Source organism: Paenibacillus sp. 2TAF8 (assembly GCF_052114825.1).
Lineage (GTDB): Bacteria > Bacillota > Bacilli > Paenibacillales > Paenibacillaceae > Paenibacillus.
On sequence record NZ_JBFRFN010000012.1, the window covers coordinates 63482 to 84287 of the forward strand.

At 47.0% G+C, this 20806-nt stretch carries 16 protein-coding genes; 8 read left to right on the top strand and 8 right to left on the bottom strand.

The window, feature by feature from the left end; translation table 11 throughout:
- Positions 1-183: 183 nt before the first annotated feature.
- The 4 genes from AB4Z30_RS18365 to AB4Z30_RS18380 form a co-directional block, all read right to left on the bottom strand.
- On the bottom strand, positions 184-1635 hold the full coding sequence (locus tag AB4Z30_RS18365) for a catalase (RefSeq protein WP_441928940.1): 1452 nt from the start codon (positions 1633-1635) through the stop codon (positions 184-186).
- 349 nt (positions 1636-1984) lie between these two features.
- Positions 1985-2341: a hypothetical protein gene (locus tag AB4Z30_RS18370; RefSeq protein WP_441928942.1), complete on the bottom strand. Its 357-nt coding sequence runs from the start codon at positions 2339-2341 to the stop codon at positions 1985-1987.
- Positions 2342-2346: 5 nt separating this feature from the next.
- On the bottom strand, positions 2347-3159 hold the full coding sequence (locus tag AB4Z30_RS18375; RefSeq protein ID WP_441928944.1) for a winged helix-turn-helix domain-containing protein: 813 nt from the start codon (positions 3157-3159) through the stop codon (positions 2347-2349).
- Positions 3135-3530 (bottom strand): Fur family transcriptional regulator, encoded by a 396-nt coding sequence (locus AB4Z30_RS18380; RefSeq protein ID WP_251510334.1) that lies wholly within the window; start codon positions 3528-3530, stop codon positions 3135-3137. Before AB4Z30_RS18380 ends, AB4Z30_RS18375 begins: the two co-directional genes overlap by 25 nt.
- Positions 3531-3802: 272 nt before the next feature.
- Between AB4Z30_RS18380 and AB4Z30_RS18385 the strand changes: the two genes are divergently transcribed.
- Positions 3803-4927 carry a GGDEF domain-containing protein gene (locus AB4Z30_RS18385; protein WP_441928946.1) on the top strand — a complete coding sequence of 375 codons (1125 nt, stop codon included), beginning with the start codon at positions 3803-3805 and terminating at the stop codon, positions 4925-4927.
- Between the two features lie 115 nt (positions 4928-5042).
- Here the strand turns inward: AB4Z30_RS18385 and AB4Z30_RS18390 are convergent, their stop codons facing one another.
- A complete protein-coding gene (locus tag AB4Z30_RS18390; protein WP_441928948.1) occupies positions 5043-5981 on the bottom strand; it encodes an aldo/keto reductase family protein in 939 nt (312 codons plus the stop codon).
- A gap of 282 nt (positions 5982-6263) precedes the next feature.
- Positions 6264-7901: a histidine kinase dimerization/phospho-acceptor domain-containing protein gene (locus AB4Z30_RS18395; RefSeq protein WP_441928950.1), complete on the bottom strand. Its 1638-nt coding sequence runs from the start codon at positions 7899-7901 to the stop codon at positions 6264-6266.
- 454 nt (positions 7902-8355) lie between these two features.
- Here AB4Z30_RS18395 and AB4Z30_RS18400 point away from each other — a divergent pair, with 454 nt between their 5' ends.
- Complete coding sequence (locus AB4Z30_RS18400; protein WP_441928952.1) at positions 8356-10317, top strand: anaerobic ribonucleoside triphosphate reductase; 1962 nt, start codon at positions 8356-8358, stop codon at positions 10315-10317.
- Positions 10314-10823, top strand: a complete 510-nt coding sequence (gene nrdG / locus AB4Z30_RS18405) for an anaerobic ribonucleoside-triphosphate reductase activating protein (RefSeq protein ID WP_441928954.1) — start codon at positions 10314-10316, stop codon at positions 10821-10823. The genes AB4Z30_RS18400 and nrdG overlap by 4 nt, the downstream gene beginning before the upstream one ends.
- Positions 10824-10981: 158 nt before the next feature.
- On the opposite strand, the gene AB4Z30_RS18410 is transcribed toward nrdG, so the two are convergent.
- Together AB4Z30_RS18410 and AB4Z30_RS18415 are read right to left on the bottom strand one after the other, a co-directional pair.
- A complete protein-coding gene (locus AB4Z30_RS18410; protein WP_441928956.1) occupies positions 10982-12730 on the bottom strand; it encodes a methyl-accepting chemotaxis protein in 1749 nt (582 codons plus the stop codon).
- A gap of 290 nt (positions 12731-13020) precedes the next feature.
- A complete protein-coding gene (locus tag AB4Z30_RS18415; RefSeq protein WP_441928958.1) occupies positions 13021-15852 on the bottom strand; it encodes a glycoside hydrolase family 3 C-terminal domain-containing protein in 2832 nt (943 codons plus the stop codon).
- 371 nt (positions 15853-16223) lie between these two features.
- On the opposite strand from AB4Z30_RS18415, the gene AB4Z30_RS18420 reads away from it, so the two are divergent.
- From AB4Z30_RS18420 to AB4Z30_RS18440, 5 genes are all read left to right on the top strand, one after another.
- Complete coding sequence (locus AB4Z30_RS18420) at positions 16224-17768, top strand: FAD-dependent oxidoreductase (protein WP_441928960.1); 1545 nt, start codon at positions 16224-16226, stop codon at positions 17766-17768.
- Positions 17769-18055: 287 nt separating this feature from the next.
- Entirely contained in the window at positions 18056-18385 is a 330-nt protein-coding gene (locus AB4Z30_RS18425; protein ID WP_441928962.1) for a PadR family transcriptional regulator, read from the top strand.
- A complete protein-coding gene (locus AB4Z30_RS18430; protein WP_441928964.1) occupies positions 18378-18983 on the top strand; it encodes an HAAS signaling domain-containing protein in 606 nt (201 codons plus the stop codon). The genes AB4Z30_RS18425 and AB4Z30_RS18430 overlap by 8 nt, the downstream gene beginning before the upstream one ends.
- The gene (locus AB4Z30_RS18435; protein WP_441928966.1) at positions 18980-19885 is read left to right on the top strand and encodes a DUF4097 family beta strand repeat-containing protein; all 906 of its coding nucleotides are present in this window, start codon (positions 18980-18982) and stop codon (positions 19883-19885) included. The genes AB4Z30_RS18430 and AB4Z30_RS18435 overlap by 4 nt, the downstream gene beginning before the upstream one ends.
- An 83-nt stretch (positions 19886-19968) precedes the next feature.
- Positions 19969-20688, top strand: a complete 720-nt coding sequence (locus AB4Z30_RS18440; protein WP_441928968.1) for a 3-ketoacyl-ACP reductase — start codon at positions 19969-19971, stop codon at positions 20686-20688.
- Positions 20689-20806 lie beyond the last annotated feature (118 nt).

The following is a 20806-nucleotide window of genomic DNA, read 5'->3' on the forward strand; positions in this document are numbered from 1 at the left end:
AAATGATTTGTAAATTTGTTTTTCATTTGTGTATTAAATGACATAAGAAAACCGGGCCCTTCTGCAAAATTGCAGTATGCCCGGTTCGTATCATAGCTTCACGGAGCGGTCCTAAAGACAAGCCAGTCAGCCTCCAGCCCAACTTTAAGTTTGTTTACTTCTGCCTCCATACTTGCTTTTTCTTTATTTTGGCATGTGTCCAGAGATATCTATGCCCAAGCCATGAGCAAGTCGTCCACCCAGTTGTCCGTCAGCCCGGAAGAAGTGGCATAATGCTCGCATCTGAATATCTGCTGGTACGGCTTTGAGATCATTCGTCAGATTATCCAGCAGATGGTGCTGCTCAGCAGGTGTGAACGAACGGAACAGTTCCCCGGCTTGCGTATAATCATCTGTTTTTTCAATCTTCTCTCTTGTGACGTGTCCTTGCAATGGAACCTGAGTTTCACGGTAAGCCGAATCTTCCTGCGGGCTGTTACTTGAACTGTTAGGTTCATAGTTTACAGGAGACGGATCTTGATTCACGTTCATGAGTCCATCACGCTGATGATTGCGCACAGGTGCATACGGGCAGTTCACCGGAATCTGCAGATAGTTGGGTCCAAGACGGTGGCGCTGTGTATCCGGGTAGGAGAACAGACGCCCTTGCAATAATTTATCTTCAGAAGGCTCAATGCCAGGTACTACTGCACTTGGTGAAAATGCTGCCTGCTCCACTTCCGCGAAGAAATTCTGCGGATTACGATTCAATGTCATGGTTCCCACCGTCTGGAACGGAAGCACATCCTCAGGCCATGTTTTGGTCGGGTCCAGCGGATCGAAGGAGAAATTATCCATCTGTTCCGGCTTCAGCAGCTGCACTTGCAGCTTCCACTGCGGAAAATCACCATTCTTAATATGTTCATGCAGATCACGTGTTGCATGGTTGAAATCCTGACCCTGAACTTCAGCAGCTTCCTGACGTGAGAAAGTGCGGACCCCCTGAACCGATTCCCATTTGTACTTTACATAGTGAACTTCGCCTTGGGCGTTAATCCATTTAAATGCGTGTACCCCAAAACCATCCATCTCCCGGTAACTCGCGGGCGTTCCCATATCAGAGAACAACCAAGTCATCATATGCGTCGATTCTGGTGTCAGCGTCATGAAATCCCAATAACGTGCCGGGTCCTGAATGTTGGTATCTGGAGCCGGTTTGAGAGAGTGCACCATATCCGGAAACTTAATGGCATCACGAATGAAGAAAACAGGCAGATGGTTACCCACAATATCATAGTTACCTTCACGCGTATAAAATTTAACGGCGAACCCACGCGGGTCACGTGCGGTCTCTGGAGAACCCGTACCATGAATAACGGTTGAAAACCGTACAAGCACATCGGTTTCTGTTCCCGGCTCTTGCAAAAAATCAGCCGTCGTATATGCCTTCATGCTCTGCTCCAGCTTGAACACCCCATGTGCCCCTGCACCTCTTGCATGGACAACCCGTTCAGGAATGCGCTCACGGTCAAAATGGGCGATTTTTTCGATCAGGTGGTAATCCTCCAACAAGGTTGGCCCTCTTCTACCTGCTGTGCGCGAATTTTGATTATCTCCTACCGGTGCTCCCTGGTTAGTTGTCAAACGATCTGTCATCCTGTCGTCCTCCTCTAAAGTGGTTCTCATGTCTGCTGTATCTATCTACTAATTCCAATCATATTCGTCGTTTGCTMAAATATACATTTAGACTTGATCTAACTGTTGAAATCATTCTAACATGTCCCATCTATCTACTGCATGAGGTTCGCATGAGGTTCAGATGAGGTTGTTACGCTAAATATGAATGAAACATGAAGGATCCGAAAGAGGTTTCATATGACACGGGAAAACAAAAAAGCGCAGACCGTTTATTCAACGATCCACGCCATGTTTCACCTTAATTTGCATAATCAGCATCTCAGTGGTTACTACTCATCTAGCTCATTTTACTGCACTGTTTATGTCTTTAGATCATCAGTCCTGTAAGATCCTGATACCCCATGCGGGATAATAAGCCGTTACCATCTATCTCCTGAACGTTCTTCCCGCTCTTATCTAATTCCATCTCAAGCATACACTGCAAAACTTCGGCGATAAACTTGGGCTGGTTCAAATTAACAGCGTATGTTATACCCTCTTTCTTCATCCGTAATCCCTCATTCAAAGGACTGCCGGAAATGGGTGTATCTCTGGTTACAAATATAATGATATATTTCTTGTCTCTATTTTCCGTAATAATCGTCAGTTTGGATCTGCAGTAGAGGTCTCTAACCGTTCTGTAGCCCCACCAATAAATGCTCCCATTGACCACTATTTTTCTCATATTATCTAATCCGCCAAGCGGTAGCCTACGCCTCTTACCGTTACAATATATTGCGGCGCAGACGCATTGTCGCCCAATTTTTTGCGCAAGCTTTTGATATGAACATCCACCACATTGCTTCCACCTGTAAAATCAGTCTCCCAAATATCGCTAAGCATCTCTTCACGCGAGATAACTGCACCTTTGGCATCAATTAGCTTAAGCAGAAGATCATACTCGGTCTTGGTCAGATGAATGCGATCATGGTCCCGCTGAACGCTCATCCGTTCCCGGTCCAGCGTCAAGTCTTTGAATCCGATCCGCTGCCCCTCTTCAGGTAAAAAAGCACGCTTTGGCATTACGGGACTGCTGCCAATCATGCGCTGTACCCGGTAAAGTGCCTCCTGCGGACGTGCAGGCCATACAAGTAGCTCCTCCTGAAGCATCGGGCCGCTTGCACTGCCAATCATCTTCTCTCCCACCAAGTAGAGGCAAGGTGTCGTATGCTCCGCCTCACGGTTCAACCGGCTGTGGATTCCCGTAAATGCATCGATTGTTCCAGCAACGGAGAGATCGTAGATCAGTAGATCAAAAACAAGACGTTCATGAAGATCTGGTTCCCAGCGATGGAACACAAGTACGTCAAAGCAGCTATCTGTCAAAGCCTTCACCAGCTCATGCACCTGACCAGGCATCGGACTGATCAGAATGACACGTCTGGTGATCGGGCAATTATCCACGAGCGGTACAGTTTCGGAATCTGCCAGAGCAGGTTTGACCCGAAGCGGCAAACGGCGGCCTGACCATTTTACTTTTACTTGACCCGTTTGGTTTTGCATTCCCCGCAGACACCTCCAAATACCACATGTGCATGATCAATTGTATAACCGGTTTCTGCCGCTACCTGCTTCATCCATTGTGGAGGAACCTCTGTCATCACCTCATCCACTTTACCGCATACTTCACACATAATATGCTGGTGATCATCCATTCGGGCGTCATATCGGCTTGCTGTTTCGCCAAGTTTAAGCTCTCTGATCAGCTCTTTGTCTGTTAAATATCGAAGAGAATTATATACGGTGCCATAAGCCAGATTATACCCCTGCTCTACAAGCCGATTCATCACATCGGCAGCTGTTGGGTGGTCTTCTGATTTACGTACGACATCATACACCGCTTGCCGTTGTATCGTCAGATTTAAAGTTTTCACAACCAAGTCCCCTTTTTATACTGTTCTTCAAGTGTATATTCGTTTTCGAACACTGTCGTTCGCTTCATCTTTTTGGATCACAAAACAGAATTTTGATTTAGATTAAGTATAAATCTTAATGTATAGCGAAGTCAACACGTCCTATCCGCATCTGTTTTGGAATTTTATAGCGATTTAGAACCAAACCCTCCAAACATTTGGGATTATATGGTTCGCTACCACACCGATTTTCAGATAAAATAGAGTGATGTGCGTAAAAGGGGGGATGCTGGTTGTTAAGCACGTTTTTTGTCAATCTCTGTGTGATAATTACCTTTCTGTACATCTCAGGAATTATCGCCAAATACTACAGCATTCGTTTACCTTTTCCCTCGCTGCGCGTTCAGATAATCGGTGGCTTTTTATTCGGTCTATACGGTACGGTGCTTATGAACTATTCATTCCATATAAATGACACTACCATTGTAGATCTTCGGCATTTGGCCGTTGTAACTGCAGCAGTATATCTTGGCGGGATGGCTTCAGTCATCAGCGGTATCATCATTGCGATTCTTCGTATTGTTATGTTTGGCATTACCTCTGCAGCTATTGATGCATCATTCATTATGACACTGCTCGGATTAGCTGGTGTGTACTTTGCGTACGCTTCATGGTCCAGATTAACCAAAATCATCACCATGAACCTGTTAGGTATGAGTATGATATTTATTGTATTGCTGATGAACACGCCCAGCTTAAGTAATTTAATGAAAGTATATCCGATACAGATGACCATCGCCTTTGCTGGCGGTCTTTTCATTTATTTTATCGCGGAATTTATTAATAGATCCAACGAGATGTTATTTCTACTGGAAAGACGAGCCTCCACCGACCATCTGACCGATCTGAGCAATCGGCGTCAGTTCGAACAGTCCTTAGAGTCAGAGCTTCAGCATGCAAGGCAGTATCATCAGAAGCTGTCCCTGCTGGTTATTGATATTGATCGCTTCAAAAAGGTAAATGATACGTATGGTCACTCTGCCGGAGATGCAGTATTGAAGCAGCTTGGGCAATTGCTTGTAGAACATGCACGTTCCACCGATCTCGTCTCCCGCAACGGCGGAGAGGAGTTTGCGATTCTACTGCTCGATTGCGGATACCACCAATCGATGGCTATCGCAGAATCTGTACGGAAAGCCGTAGGCCGTTTTCTTTTTACACTTCCTGATGGGCAGACGGTAAAACTGACCATCTCCATTGGTGTAGCCGTTTACCCTGATCACTGTGATGACCACGATGACAACGACCTGTTTGATCAGGCTGACCGTGCACTGTATGAAGCCAAAAACACGGGACGCAACAGAGTCTGCACTCTGCCGCCCCGCAACATCACGGTTGTGGATAATGATCCATTTTGAAATGAACGTCTTACCGACAAAAGGGATGCCCTTCTGCCTCAACCAAGGCAAGCAGGACATCCCTTTTCCATACCTTAAACCCGTTCCAGCTCTTACATATCCTCGAGTGATCACCCTAGGCCAGAATTTGTTCAATCTCTGCAATAATAGCAGTATCCAGCTTAACTCCAGAAGCTGCAGCATTTTCTTTAACCTGTTCCGGACGGCTCGCTCCGACCAGAGCGCTGGAAACATTATTTTGCCGCAAGATCCAGGCCAGTGCCAGTTGTCCCACTTTCAGGTTCAGCTTGTCTGCAACCTCGACTAATTGGCGTACTTTGCCGATACGATCTGCGTTGATTTTCCCTTCATCCCAGCCAAGCTTGGCTGCGCGGCTATTCTCCGGAATATCGGAGACCGACGTATACTTCCCTGTCAGCAAACCTTGTGCAAGTGGAGAATAAACAACTTGTCCGATGCCTTTACGTTCACCTAAAGGAATGATCTCGCTCTCAATATACCGATCAAACATATTATATACCGGTTGATTCACGACAATGCGATCCAGCAACAGACGGTCTGCTGTTCCGAGCGCAGCCTCCATTTGGGCCGCTGTCCACTGGCTCACACCCACATAGAGCACTTTGCCATGACGCACCAGATCGTCCAGAGCACGAAGCGTCTCCTCAATCGGTGTCTCCTGATGATAACGATGGCAATAGTAGATATCGACATAATCGGTGCCGAGGCGATTCAAGCTGGCTTCGCACTGCTCCATAATATGCTTGCGGGACAACCCATGGTCGTTAGGGCCATCACCCATTTTGTTAAACACCTTGGTTGCGAGTACATAAGAACTCCGTGAGTACGCTTTCAATGTTTGACCCAGCAATACTTCGGCAGCTCCCCCCTCATAAGCGTTAGCAGTATCAAAAAAGTTAATACCTTCATCAAATGCCGTTTCAATCGACTTCACCGCATTTTCACGCTCCACATATCCTCCGTACGTCAACCAGCTTCCTAAGCTGATCTCGCTTACTTTCAGTCCGCTTCCACCCAGCCTGCGATATTCCATGAATGCATGTCCTCCTCAGAATGTAGAAATGATGAAGTTAAGTTCCATATCCTATTGTAACCCAACCTGAACAAATGGAAAAACGTTTAAGTAGCCACACCCGGAAAAACACGCCAAAAAGGCACACCCCGAAGTAATGTGCCTCATGTAATTTCAATATAGATTTACATGTTATAACCTGAATCGAAGCATGTCTCTTCCAAGCTCGATAAGAAGCATGCCTTTCCAGCTGCAATCCGAGCTACCAGCCTCGTTGCTCGCCCTGATCAATCCAGACCGTTTTTAGGGCAAAATAATGCTCAGTGCATTCAAAAGCTCGGTCTGTCTTACCGGCTTGGTCAGCACGGCTTCAAACACCTCGGTCTGCTGAATATCCATATGCATCCCGTACGGAACGAGCACAATGACAGGCAAGTCTTCAAGCTGCCGTTTCAGTGCGATGACAAAATCAACCGTAATGCCTTCACGCAAGCCCATATCTACAACGGCTACATCAGGTTTATAGCCTTCCTTGATCCATTCATATGCGGTAGCTGAACCTGAAGTCATACGCACATCCATCTCCCAATTCCGCATCAAAGTGGATACACCCTGCAAAATATCTGGATCTTTGGCGAGCAGCACCTTTTTGCCTTTTAGACGTTGCTGCACACTTGTAATCTGTGGCAAATCCCAATATCTGCGTAGTGGCAGGGAAATCTGGAACTCCGTTTCGTTCCCATTCGGACGGTTCACCTGAATACGACCATGCATCAGAATGGCAAGGTTCTGACTCACCGCCAACCCCAAATTGCTGCCAATTAGCTTCTCCGTGCTAATGGGTTCGGATTTGACGAAGGAGGTTCGTAAACGGTTGTCGGATAACATCTGCCCTGTATATCTAATCCGGAGCAAGAGAAGACTTGTCTCCTCTACCTCCGCTTGCTTCATCTCCGCTGTCACCAGTACGGCACCTTCCCGGGTGGAGTCCATTGCATACTGCATCACATGGCCCAGCAGTTGACCAAGCTTAATCTCATCGCCAATGAAAACCTGGGATACATTCAGATTCAAGTGTAATCCCAGTTCTACCTTTTTGCTGGYCGCAGCGCCCGCATAGAGATAGACGGTATTCTCAATAGTGCTGACCAGATCGAAGGGATCGTCATGAATAACTGTTTTTCCCGCCTCGTTAATATTAAAATTCATCATATTGTTGAGCAGTGAAAGCAAAATGTTTCCACTCGTTTCGATCATATTCACATACTCAGCTTGTTCCTCCGACATGTCGGGTGTCCGCATCAGATCCGTCAATCCCAAAATGCCGTTCAGTGGATTGCGGATCTCATGACTCATCAGTTTGAGCATCTGTGTCTTGGTCATGGCCTCGGATTCAGCACGTTCCTTCTCAGCCTGTAATTTCTCTTGCAACTGTTCTGAATCGCTGAGTCTCTGCTCCTGAACGTGCAGCGCACTCTCCAGGTCAACGACGTATCCCAGAAATACAGCCATAGCTTTCAGCGTCTTCATATCGGTTTCACTGATGTTATACCCTGGATCGTCCATTATGCATATCGTTCCAAAGGCTTCACCTGTTCTACGTACAATAGGTACTCCTACGAAAAATCGATTACCCAATCCACCCGTGACATTCATTGATCGTGTTACCGAATGCTCGGTGGTATCCGGAATGGTAACAACACTGTTATTTTCTCTAAGGACCAGGCTGCAGTAAGATTCCATAAAAGGAAGTGCAGTCCCTTTGACAATTAATTCTTCCTTGCGGTTGAAGGCTTCCAAAATGACATTAGTCACTCCGTCATTCGTGGCTACGAAGATGGTATTCACTCTTAATATGCCACTTAATACGTCCACAATATGGGCCGCTGCTTCTTCAATATTTTCATAGAAGCCTTGGTTAATGCCTTCTACCGTCCCCATGGTCCAACCCCTCTTTGTTTGTCTTAGCTGCTATATTAAGTTCACCGATCAGAATGTTGATTCACATGCAGGATCTGCCGGGGAATCCGAACGATTGTCACAAACTATACTTATATGTTTAACACCACAGAAGTACAAGAGAATCATCCTGGTGCCTGTAACCTCTTTTCTCACCGAGCAGATCTGAACAAATACTTCGATCCACGGTATCTGACCTATAAGTTTATACTTGCAGAGTAAATAGAAATTATACCCCTCCGTTTGAATTTTGGGAACCTCAAACCCGCGCCAAATCTCGGAAGATGCTCTTCTCCCTCACAGGAGGTGTGATCATAATCACACCCAAAAATCCACATATAGTTTATAAATGGATAATAAAAAACTACATGTAGTATATAACTCATATATTAATCAAATTATAATCTATTCAAAAATCATTTAGGAGGCACGTTACATGACTATGCTTGAGCATGCCGCACCACCGGCAACCGATCTTTTATCTGACCTGGGAAGACGTATTATTGGCGCAGAAGACGCTGATACGCTGAGAGAAAATGCGAACCTGAATGGAGATTCGTTCAGCGGCAAGATGAGCAGGCTTGGATCGGAGACAGCCAAGTGGCATGCCATGCGTCATGTCTTGCCAGTAGCACTTGCGGATGCTGTTGAGAATGGCGACCTGTATGTACATGATCTGGATCAGTATGCCCTTGGAACAACCAACTGTATCTTCATTCCATTCGATCGATTACTCGCTTCCGGCTTCAATACGGGGAATGGATCGGTCCGCACACCACAGACGATCATGTCTGCGATGGCTCTGGTTGCAATCATCTTCCAATCCCAGCAAAACAGCCAGTATGGCGGTGTATCTGCCAACAAAATTGACTGGGACTTGGCGCCTTATGTACGTCGTTCGTTCATCAAACATTTCCGCAAAGGGCAACGCTTCTTTGACGAGCAGGCTTCGCTAGCAGACGAGCAGCTACATCTGGACAGTGCCGACGCGAAGCAGCAGTGCCCGCGGGCTTTTGCTTATGCAAGTGAGGAAACAGAGCTGGAGACAGGACAAGCCGCTGAATCTCTTATACATAACTTGAATACGATGAGCAGCCGGGCAGGCGGGCAGATTCCTTTTACATCACTAAACTATGGCATGTGTACATCAGCTGAGGGTCGCCTCGTGTCCCGCTCCCTGCTGGAAGCAACGATTCGTGGGCTTGGACATGGGGAAACGCCTGTATTTCCACAGCATATTTTTCAATGCAAGCAAGGAGTTAATCAGGCTCAGGGCGACCCGAACTATGACTTGTTTCGCCTCGCGGTAACCTGTTCTTCACGGCGGATGTACCCTAACTTTGTCAATGTGGACGCATCGTTTAATCTACCTTACTATCACCCGGAAGACCCAGATACGATCATTGCTACCATGGGCTGTCGCACACGTACCCTAGCGGATCGGTTTGGACGGAATCGGCAAAGTGGTAAAGGAAACCTGTCCTTCAATACGGTCAATCTGGTGAAACTCGGGATTCGATTCGGTATCTGCCAGAACAATCGTGCTGTCGCGGATCGGGAAGGATTCTATGCAGCTCTGGATAAAATCATGCACAATGCCGTGGACGGGTTGCTGCACCGTTATAACATTCAGAAAAAACAGCCTGCCAAATCATCGGACTTCATGATGCGTGAGGGAGTGTGGGAAGGTGGAGAGAAGCTGGAACCGGACGAGCCGGTTGCTGACCTGTTGAAACACGGTACGTTGTCACTTGGATTCATCGGACTCGCTGAATGTATGACTGCTATGTATGGACGCCATCATGGACAAGATATGCATGTGCATCGAGAAGCACTGCATGTAATTCGCACGATGAGAGAGTTCTGCGATCGGATGAGTGAGATGTATGACCTGAACGTCACGCTATTTGCGACACCTGCAGAAGGCTTGTCCGGCAAATTCACCAAAATAGACCGAGCCCGTTACGGCCCGATCTCTGGTGTGAATGAACGTGAATATTATACGAACTCGTTCCATATCCCGGTCTATCATAACCTACCTGCCTACCGTAAGATTGAACTGGAGGCTCCATTCCATGCTCTGTGTAATGCCGGAGCCATCTCTTATGTTGAACTTGACGGCAATGTACGGGCGAATACAGCAGCCTTTATGCGCATCGTACAGTACGCACTGGCACAGGATATCGGTTACTTCTCGATTAATCATCCAATTGATCGCTGTCCTGAATGCGGGTATGAAGGGGTCATCGGTGATACCTGTCCGGGATGTGAAGTTCACGAAAATGAGGTTCACTTCCAGCGCTTGCGCCGTGTAACCGGTTATCTGACAGGAGATTACAAGGTACGCTTCAATGCTGCGAAGCAGGCCGAAGTGCGGGATCGGGTGAAACACCGGTGAATCTGTTTGGTTACATTCCCGAATCGGTCAACGAAGGAACGGGCCTACGCGCAGTGCTGTTCATCAGCGGATGCCGTCACGCATGTCCAGGGTGTTTCAGCCCGGATTCATGGAGTTTCCGGGCAGGGGAACCCTTCACAGAAGAACGGCAGCAGCAGATTTTGCAGGAGGTCACGAACCATCCGCTGCTGGATGGCGTGACGTTATGCGGGGGTGACCCCTTTTTCTCAGCAGCAGCATGTACTCGGTGGGTACGTCAGTTTCGGGATGCAAGGCCAGATTTGACGGTATGGGCCTATACGGGATTCGAATATGAAGAACTCATCGCCGACCCGGAGAGAGCAGCGCTTGCACAGCTATGTGACGTGATTATCGACGGGCGTTACGTTGCAGCTGAACGCGATGTGTCTCTGCCCTTCCGCGGAAGCCGGAATCAGCGTTTGATTGATGTGCGTGCAACACAGACATCCGGAAACATCGTTACATTGCAGATTGGTGCGATGTAACGATGTTTTTTCATTTTTTCATTTTTTCATTTTTTATAGGTCAAAATGAGCAATAATTGCGAGCATCAAAAAAACAGGCTCTGCCGCTTTCCGCGGGTTCAGAGCCTGCTTATCATCTGTTGTAGAATATCCGTTATACACTATCCTTAGAATCTTGGTTATACCTGGAACCTTTGGATGACCTGGTTCAGTTCGTAAGCCAAACTTCTCAGCTCATGGGAGAGACTTGATACCTCTTCCATAAGCGCCAGTTGTTCTTCTGAAGATGCGCGGGCCTTGTTCGCATTGCCGGATGAATCCGTGGCCACGGTACCCAGATGTTCCAGGGAAGCAGCAATCTGATCACTGCTGGCTGACATTTGCTCGGATGCGGCGGATACCTCGTAGACTTGTCCGGATACCTTCTGAATAGATTCGACGATCTGGCGGAAGGTTTCTGCTGTTACTACGGATGTCTCGGCACCCCGTTTAGCAACATCTACCGACTCTTCGATGGAGGTTACGGCCTTCTCCGTGTGATTCAGAATGCCTTGCAAAATTTGGTCAATCTGATCAGAAGACTCTTTGGAGCGAGCCGAAAGCTTCTGAATCTCCTGCGCAACCACCGCAAATCCTCTCCCGGTCTCCCCTGCTCTAGCTGCCTCAATGGACGCATTAAGTGCAAGCAGGCTCGTTTGTTCGGCAATATCTCGAATCATAGACATGATTCCCCCGATACTGCTGTTCAGTTGTTGAAGATCATGAAGAACCACAACAGTACCGGACATGTTATGTTCGATCTTCTGCATCTGATCGACCATCGTTGTAATATCTGTCTCACCTCGGCTGGCTAAATCCGTTGCATCGGAAGCTAGCTCAGCAACCACCTGTGATGAGTCGGCGATTCGTTTAATGCCAATGACCATCTCACCTATGGACTCTTGGCACTCATTCGTAGATTGTCGTTGCTGTTCTGCCCCGGAGGACACCTGCAACATCGATTCAGTAATCTCTTGTGAAGCTTCAGTGGTGCGTTCTGAACTCAGCTGCAGATCCGCAGCTGAGCGGGTCACACTCGCAGAAGTGGACTGAATACCTGTAATCAGTTGCTTTAGCCCCCCAAGCATAAGATTAAATGCGTTGGCAGTTTGGCCGATCTCATTGTTATTGCGTACATCCAGGCTGACTGTCAGATTGCCCTCGGCTGCCTGCTTCGATACGTCTGCCAGCTTCTGTAATGGTCGAAGTACAATGCGAGCCAGAATGACCATAACTAGAATCATGATGACTGCAATGGCAAATCCACTCCCCAGACTGTACAAAAACATCCACATCTGATCCTGCTTGACTTGGGCTGCATCCAAATCCAGACCAAAAATAGCAATCGTCTTACCCGTATCATCTTTAATCGTGCTTAGATAGGTCACCCACGTCCCTGCAGTATCCGTGTAAGATTCTGTAAAAGCGGTTCCGTTCTGGAATACATGATCATATGTATCTTGAACTACTTCTGGAATTTCATATTCGACACCGGGGACCATATCCATTTCATAGAGAGCCTGATTGACTTGCAGCCCAGTTAAGATCTGTTTCCCATCACGTTCGATAATATCCGATTTGAATATATAAGCGTTTGCGATAGAGGCAACACCGGTCATCGCATCGAGTTGTTCTTTCAATGACGTCAGTTCGGGAGATGTTGGCTTAGGTGAAGCCTCCAGTTGCTGATTCGCTTGTTCTACCCATTTATGGTTGAGCTGAAGCTGATTGGACAGCGCCTTGCCTACTTGATTGATTTCTTCGTAGTAAGCTTGCTGACTTTGTTTGAAATTCAACACACTCATCAGGATGATCATGACAAACAAAATGATGGCAATCAGGACAGAACTGGTGAAAACTAAACTTCGATTGCGAAAGTAGCGTAACATTGCAGATTCCCCTTTTCCTTTACTTTTCTAGCTTACATATCCGTCCTGATAAAGAATGAGTTCGGATTGACTCCTCTCTCCACCTTTGCATTCAGCAAATGATATGACACTATATAATATATATCGTGATGGATTTACTGTTTTTGAATGGCGATTATATAAAAATCAAAAATAGGCCAACCCATAAAAACAGGTTGACCTCATACTTATTGAGAGTAGGAATCGTGAAGATTAGCATCCTCCTTTTATTTCTAACCGAACCCTAACCTCCTCCTATACCACCCTGACGGTTAACGAACCTCGAAATGACGAACACGGACCCCCGCAGGTAACAACAGGTAGACATCCTGAACTCCTGATGCACCTGTCAGTTCAGCTCTCACCGTAGACCACTGCTGGGCACTGCCTTTTGCCAGTTCTACACGTCCTGCAATCGTACCATCCGGTGCACCCAATCTCACTTCCAGCATACCTCCCTGCTGTTCCGAGGATAGACGTGCCACAAAAGCATTGGCCCCGTTGCCAAGGTTAGCGTCCTTAAAGGCAATCCATCCTTGCTCTCCAATAACACGGACAGCTGCACCGCCCTCTTTGCACTCATCCAGCTCCACACTCTGATAAGCATCATAATTCTCAGCGCGTGTAGTCACGCTTAGATCACGTGCAGGAATCGTTTCTCCCTCTACTTTCAGATCTGCGACTAACTGCACATCCAAGGAAGATTTGGCTGCCATAACCGAATAGATTCCTTCCTCCACTACATAGCAGTCACGTGTAACATCCCAGATGGCCAGTTCCTGAACTGGCAGGTCAAAATGAACGGTCGCTGTTGCTCCAGCCTCAATATGCAGGCGGCGGAATGCTTTTAGCGTTTTGAGAGGACGTTTCACTCTGGACTTACCTGCACGCACATACAGCTGCACAACCTCGTCACTGGCGATTGAACTGGTATTCGTCACATCCACACGAATGGTCACGCGGTCATCTTTGCCCGCTTGCGCAGGACTAACCTCCAGATTGCTGTATTTAAATGAAGCATAGGTTAGACCATGTCCGAACGGATATAATACATTTCCTTCAAAATATTGATACGTGCGGCCCGCTTGGATAATGTCATAATCCCGGATATCAGGTAGTTGATCTTCCGATTGCACCCAGGTCATGTTCAGACGGCCTGCTGGTGCATAGTCTCCGTACAATACGTCAGCGACTGCGTTCCCCAGTTCCTGTCCGGCATGTGACGTATAGAGGATCGCCGGAATATTCTCCTGAACCCAGTTGCAGGTAAATGGATAACTGCCTACAATGACCACTACCGTATTCGGGTTAGCATCATATACAGCCTGCACTAGTTGAAGCTGTGATTCAGCCAGTTCAAGGCTTGGACGGTCCACTTCTTCTTTACCGTTGACAAGCGGGTTGTTACCGACAAACACAATCGCTGTCTCTGCTTCTTTGGCAGCAGCAACGGCTTCATCAATCCCATTAACTACGACATTTTGCTGGAATGTCTCAGCTACACCAAACGTTTTCAACTCTTCGGAGACCTTGAGCTCATCATTYCCATCATTCAGTGTGGTCACGATTTTATTATTCCATGTTGTCAGTCCCACACGACCATCCGCCTGTGGCAACAGATGAAATACTTCTTTGACAAACCATCCGTACACTTCATTAGCTGAGGCTGTAACAGACTCTTCATCCGTGGTTAGGTATTTGCCATTACTCTCCGCCTGCAACGTGTAACTGCCAAACCCCCAGTCCGTCACCCGAAATGTCTCCGCTTCTTCTGAAGCTTTCACCACCATCACAGGTGAGCCTTCTGCTCTGACCAGGCCCATCTTTTTTCCACTTGCTACTGATGTAAGCGTGATGCGATTGTCACCGTCTTGGAAGGTAACATGATCACTACCCACTTTGCTACGAATCGCCTCCAGAGGTGTGACGCTGTAAGGCATCGTGCCAGCATACCAGTCCCGATAGACCGTTCCGCCGAGCTGCCCAATCACAGCGACTTGGCCTGCTTTTGTTTTGTCCAATGGAAGGCTGCCTTTATCGTTTTTGAGTAGTACCACTTGCTCTCTTGCCGCCCGGAGAGACAGCGACTTGGCTTTCTCCGTCATCATGGATTCCTCGCCAATTGCAGCGTACGGATTGCCTTCTGCCGGATCAAATTCACCTAGACGGAATCGCACACGGAATGTATTGAACAAAGCTTTGTCGATATCTTCCATGGTCAGGAGCCCCTGCTCCAGCCCTTCACGAAGCGCTTGCTTGGACAGTTCGGCATCATCGGTGATGCTGTCAATCCCTGCTTTGACCGACTCCACCGTACCCGGTGTGTGAGAATCATAATATTTATGATCATTCTTGATACCCATCACGTCGCCCGCGTCACTGACGATGAATCCATCCATCCCCCATTCGCCTTTAACAATCTCGTTCACATAAGGATGCAGCAGCGCAGGCGTTCCATTGATCGAGTTATACGCTGTCATCATCGACTGCGCTCCACCCTCTTTAAAAGGCTTCTCGAATGCTTTCAAATAATATTCGCGCATATTGCGCGGATCAATGCTGGATGATCCGCTGCCGCGATCCACCTCGTTGTTGTTTCCCAGGAAATGTTTGAGTGTCGCTACAGCCTTGTAATACTTGGGATGGTCACCTTGAATGCCTTTGACTAATGCCGTTGTCAGTTCTGCGGTCAGTTCCGGGTCCTCGCCATACGCCTCTTCATTCCGTCCCCAACGTGGGTCACGTTCCATATCCACTGTTGGTGCCCATAGGGTAAGACCGTTGACGGCAGGATTGCGTTTGTAAAATACGCGCGCCTCGTCTCCGATGACGGAGCCGATCTCTTTCATCAGGTCTGTATCCCACGTACATGCTAGTCCTACAGGTTGCGGGAAAGAGGTGGCTTCACCGAGCCAAGCCAGGCCGTGAGCAGCTTCCGTTCCATGTTTGTAAGCAGCAACACCCAGGCGTTCTACGGCTGGCTGGTATTGCAGCATGGATTCAATTTTTTCATCGTCCGTCAAGCGGGACACAAGATCCTTCACTCGATCATTTAGTGCCATGGACGTATCTTGAAACGGATATTTCGTTTGATGAGTTGTCATATCAAATCTCCTTTTATTAAATAGTATTCATTCATTATGATAGCGAATACATTTTAATTCTTAATAATCGGTATACAATTGCTGAATTACTCCTCTAAAATAAGAAAAAAACCTTTATATAACATGATATATCTAAATACAAAGAAAAATAAATCAATAATCTAAAACGGTTTCGATAATCTTACTATAAAACATTCTGATATAAAAAAACAGAGGGGCATTCCAAGAAGATATTCCTCTTGCTTGCGTAAAATATGCGGGTGCTCGTTTTTTTCTGGCATACTCTGGCAATCCTGATTAGAAGTACAGGGACTTCGGCTTTTGAATGTCCCCTATTATGCTGTAATCATGATTTAGGAGGAAACCAATCCATGAATAACAATGAGCAGTTGAAGACAAACTTGCCGCCGGTTCCCGAATCCTTATGGCGTGCCGCGAATACATTCGAATCTTATCCAAAATTAACAGAGGATACAACGGCTGATGTAGCGATTATTGGAGCCGGAATCGCGGGTATTACTACAGCCTACTTGCTTGCCCAGTCTGGACTGAGTGTGGTTTTGCTTGAAGCTGGAAAAGTACTGGACGGCACAACTGGTCATACAACGGCTAAAGTATCTGCACAGCATGGCGTCATCTATGATGAAATCATGCATCACTTCGGACATGAGCAGGCACGGATGTACTATGAAGGAAATGCGAATGCAGCGAGCTGGATGCGAAGTCTGGTCAAGGAAAAGCAGATTGAATGCCAATGGGCCGATGAGGATGCCTATGTCTACATTCAATCCGAGGACAATATCAAAAAGCTGGAGATCGAGTTAACCGCTTACGGTAAACTAAGTATCCCTGGAGAATGGATAGACCCGCTCCCGATCCCCGTCCCAGCCAGAGCAGGCATTCGTATGCCTGGGCAAGCACGTTTCGACCCGTTAGCTTACCTGCATTACTTGCTTGCTTCAGCCGTAAAGCAAGGGGTTCGTGTGTATGAACATACAACGGTCACCGATGTGGAAGAAGAAGCCTCTCTGAAAATAAGAACCTATAATGGTTCATTCGTGACGGCAGAGCATATCGTTGTCGCTTCCCATTTTCCTGTATACGATCCTGGATTTTACTTTACGCGACTTCATGCTGAGCGCTCCTATGCGGTGATGGTTGAGCCTGAAAAGCCCTATGCAGGCGGCATGTACATCTCCGATGATGATCCTGCCCGTTCACTTCGTGCTGTTATCCATAATGGTAAAGAGCATATTCTGTTCGGCGGAGAAAATCATAAAACCGGACAAGGCATCTGTACCTTCGGTCACTACGAGCGTCTGGAAAAGTATGCAGCCGAGACGTTTGGGATTCGTAATATCCCGTTTCGCTGGTCAGCCCAGGATCTGATTTCCATAGATAAAGTGCCCTACATCGGTCCGATTACCGGAAGGCATGAACGGGTCTATGTCGCTACAGGCTTTGCCAAATGGGGCATGACCACAGGCACGATGGCTGGACATCTGCTGGCTGAGCGGATTACCGGAAGAGCTAACCCGCACGCAGAAGTATTTGATCCGGCAAGATTCAAGGCAGACCCGGGTTTCAAACACTTTATCGTAGAAAACGTCAATGTTGCGAAGGAGTTAATCGTAGGCAAAGTTGGTATCGTGCACAAAAATATAAACGAGCTTGGCAACGACGAAGGCGCAGTCGTGCGTCATAACGGTAAAAGGGCCGGTGCCTATAAGGACACAAGTGGTAAGCTGTTCCTGGTGGACACCACCTGCACCCACTTGGGATGCGAAGTGGAGTGGAATAATGGGGAACGTTCCTGGGACTGCCCGTGTCATGGCTCTCGTTTCAATTATGAAGGTCACGTGATCGAAGGCCCTGCTGTAGAAGACTTGCCTGTTCTGGATGTGCAGCAGCAGTAACTTCGGGTAAGTGCACGACATAAAACAAGGAAGCAGTTTGAAATGCAAACGTACACCTCTACCCCATCTGATGAAACGTACGCTCACCATACCGTACATCTCATCACTTAGACCGGATCGGTTATCCGTCTCCAGACGGAAGTAACCGATCCTTTTTGTACGTATACTGATGTAGAAGTGATTTATAAACACTACCTTGCATTAAATACTACCGAATGCTATGATGAATTCAACACTACTGAATAATACATACTAGTGAGCATCGAAACAACCGAGGAGGAACCTGTGTGAATGTGAATATCCAGTTCAAAAAAGGAGTGCTGGAGCTGTGCGTTTTGGTCTTGATTCATCGTCAGGATCGGTATGGCTATGAACTGGCTCAGGCGGTCTCCAAACATATCGAAGTAGCTGAAGGCGCACTATATCCATTACTTCGCCGACTAGTGAATGATGGGTACTGCTCAACTTATCTTCAAGAATCCACTGAGGGACCACCGCGCAAATATTATCGCCTGTCTGATAAAGGCCTTGAATATATGACAGCATTAACGATGGAATGGCAGACTTTTGTGCGCAATGTCGCAAATCTGATAGAGGAAGGAACCCAAGATGAATAGACAACAATTTATGCAGGCCATGGAGATGTATTTACATCCGATGGATCAAATGGAACGGGCCGAACTGCTCACGGATTATGATCAGCATTTTACTATGGGGCTACGTGAAGGCAAATCAGAGGAGGAGATCGTACAAGAGCTTGGTCGCCCGGAAGAAATAGCTCGCGAAGCCCTCGGTGAACGGTACGATACTCGTACGAATGCTGAGATGTCTGCTATGGACCCCTTCTACGCGACCATGTTCAAAGAGATGCGATCACCAGAGAGCAGAAATCGGGCAACTCGGAATTTTTTTGTGGCTACCGGCCTGATCTTCCTTAATCTGATGTTTGTGATCCCCATTGGTCTTAGTCTCTGGTCAGTATGGCTCACTATAGCAAGTATGTCCTTACTGACTCTGGCTCCTGTTGCTGCTGCTGTCGACTATCTGTTCCTGAATCACCTCGAAAAAGCAGAGATTTTTGTTGCTATTGGTCTGTTCGGCATCGGCATTTTATTTGCCATCGCGTCTAAATTTGTTTTTAGGGCATTTAAAAACATCACACTTCAATATATCCGTTGGAATGCAAGAGTGATAAAAGGGGATGTATCCGTATGAGTACGAAAAAGTGGATTGCACTGGCTATCGTCTGTATTGGAATAGGCTTACTTGGAACATCGATCTATGGTTTTCAGTTCGGAGATAAACGGGAGTCTTACGCCAAACGGTGGGATTTCTCTCAGGGAGAACTACAGAACCTTCAGATGCATGGTAACTTTGGAGCGGATATCGAATTTGTTGTCAGCCCGGATGACCAAGCATACATCGAAGTGGACGGCAAATGGAATTCCACGGTAATTGAAAGTTTCGAACAAGCACAGCTCGTCAATGGCACATTCAAGCTAGGACAGAACCAGCGTGAACCTTTCCAATTTCTCACCTTCCATTGGGATGATCAAGATTCTAAAATTACAGTAGCTTTACCACAAGAATATCACTTGAATGATGTCACATTGCAATCCTCCTCAAGTGACTGGGATCTGACCGGGTTAAATGCTCAATCACTGGAGATGAAAAACTCATCGGGCTCCATTCGTTTACAAGAAATCAAAGTTCCTCATATTGAGTTGTCATTGACCTCGGGGGATATTGAAGCTTCGAGGATTAATGGCGATATGACCGTAAAACAAACATCAGGAAGCTTTACTGCAGAACAGGTCGTGGGAAAGGTAAGCACCAAGATCCAATCAGGAGATATCGAGATTACGAAATTAAACGGTGCTGCGGATGCCGAATTCACTTCGGGCAGTATCCATATTGAACAGTCACATGCAGCTTCCATTAACGCTTCCGGAACATCGGGAGACATCTTCATCCAGACAGCTCCTGATTTTAAGGGTATCTATGATGCCCAGGCCACTTCTGGAGATGTTAATATACCTGAATCACCGAGGGTAAGCCAGGAATTAATCAAGGCACGCACAACCTCAGGCAGCATTAAAATTACTCAAGCACGATAAATGGTGATGAAGCATATTTCCGATCGTTGGGTAAAGTATAGTATAATCAAGTGCTAACCCAAATGCTGAGGAGGAATATTCCCATGGAACTTAAAAATAAAACAGCTATTATCACAGGTGCCGGTAAAGGTATTGGACGCGCCATCGCTGAAGCACTCGCCAAAGAAGGCGTTCATCTTGGACTGATTGCCCGCACGGCTTCCGATCTGCAAGCTCTTCAAGAGTCCTTAAGCCAGCAATATGGCGTAAAAGTAACGAGTGCTGCAGCTGACATCTCGGATCGCACTCAAGCTGAAGCAGCTGTTGCTGCGATTGAACTTGAACTCGGAGCTGTAGATATCCTCATTAACAATGCAGGGATCGGAAGCTTTGGGACACTGCTGGAAATGGACCCTGAAGAGTGGGAACGCATCTTGCATGTGAATGTCATGGGTACATACTATGTGACACGTGCCGTGCTTCCAAGCATGATCAAAGAAAGCAGCGGCAGCATCATTAACATTGCTTCAACAGCAGGTGAGCGTGGATTCGCTACAGGTTCAGCGTATTGTGCCTCCAAATTCGCATTGCTTGGCATGACGGAATCCTTAATGCAGGAAGTTCGTAAATCCAACATTCGTGTTACCGCATTGACGCCAAGCACTGTGAACACCGAACTGGCTGTAAATGCCGGACTCAAAATCGGAGACGAAGAGCGCATGATGCAAGCCGAAGATGTAGCCGAGCTTGCGCTGGCAACACTCAAGCTGTCTGATCGTGTATTCGTCAAAGCAGCAGGCATCTGGACAACCAATCCACAATAAGATGTGAATGAAGGTTTCTACCAATAAATTAATGTATGCAATGAAGACACCACCAACCAGCATTCTGGTTGGTGGTTTTTCTGTTTATGATATAATCAAGTTGCATTTAGGAATGACA

What these genes read in the sequence shown, in the direction of transcription:
- AB4Z30_RS18365 (WP_441928940.1), bottom strand. Translation starts at nt 1,635, where the DNA reads ATGACAGATCGTTTGACAACTAACCAGGGAGCACCGGTAGGAGATAAT.
- AB4Z30_RS18370 (WP_441928942.1), bottom strand. Translation starts at nt 2,341, where the DNA reads ATGAGAAAAATAGTGGTCAATGGGAGCATTTATTGGTGGGGCTACAGA.
- AB4Z30_RS18375 (WP_441928944.1), bottom strand. Translation starts at nt 3,159, where the DNA reads ATGCAAAACCAAACGGGTCAAGTAAAAGTAAAATGGTCAGGCCGCCGT.
- AB4Z30_RS18390 (WP_441928948.1), bottom strand. Translation starts at nt 5,981, where the DNA reads ATGGAATATCGCAGGCTGGGTGGAAGCGGACTGAAAGTAAGCGAGATC.
- AB4Z30_RS18400 (WP_441928952.1), top strand. Translation starts at nt 8,356, where the DNA reads ATGACTATGCTTGAGCATGCCGCACCACCGGCAACCGATCTTTTATCT.
- AB4Z30_RS18410 (WP_441928956.1), bottom strand. Translation starts at nt 12,730, where the DNA reads ATGTTACGCTACTTTCGCAATCGAAGTTTAGTTTTCACCAGTTCTGTC.
- AB4Z30_RS18420 (WP_441928960.1), top strand. Translation starts at nt 16,224, where the DNA reads ATGAATAACAATGAGCAGTTGAAGACAAACTTGCCGCCGGTTCCCGAA.
- AB4Z30_RS18430 (WP_441928964.1), top strand. Translation starts at nt 18,378, where the DNA reads ATGAATAGACAACAATTTATGCAGGCCATGGAGATGTATTTACATCCG.
- AB4Z30_RS18435 (WP_441928966.1), top strand. Translation starts at nt 18,980, where the DNA reads ATGAGTACGAAAAAGTGGATTGCACTGGCTATCGTCTGTATTGGAATA.
- AB4Z30_RS18440 (WP_441928968.1), top strand. Translation starts at nt 19,969, where the DNA reads ATGGAACTTAAAAATAAAACAGCTATTATCACAGGTGCCGGTAAAGGT.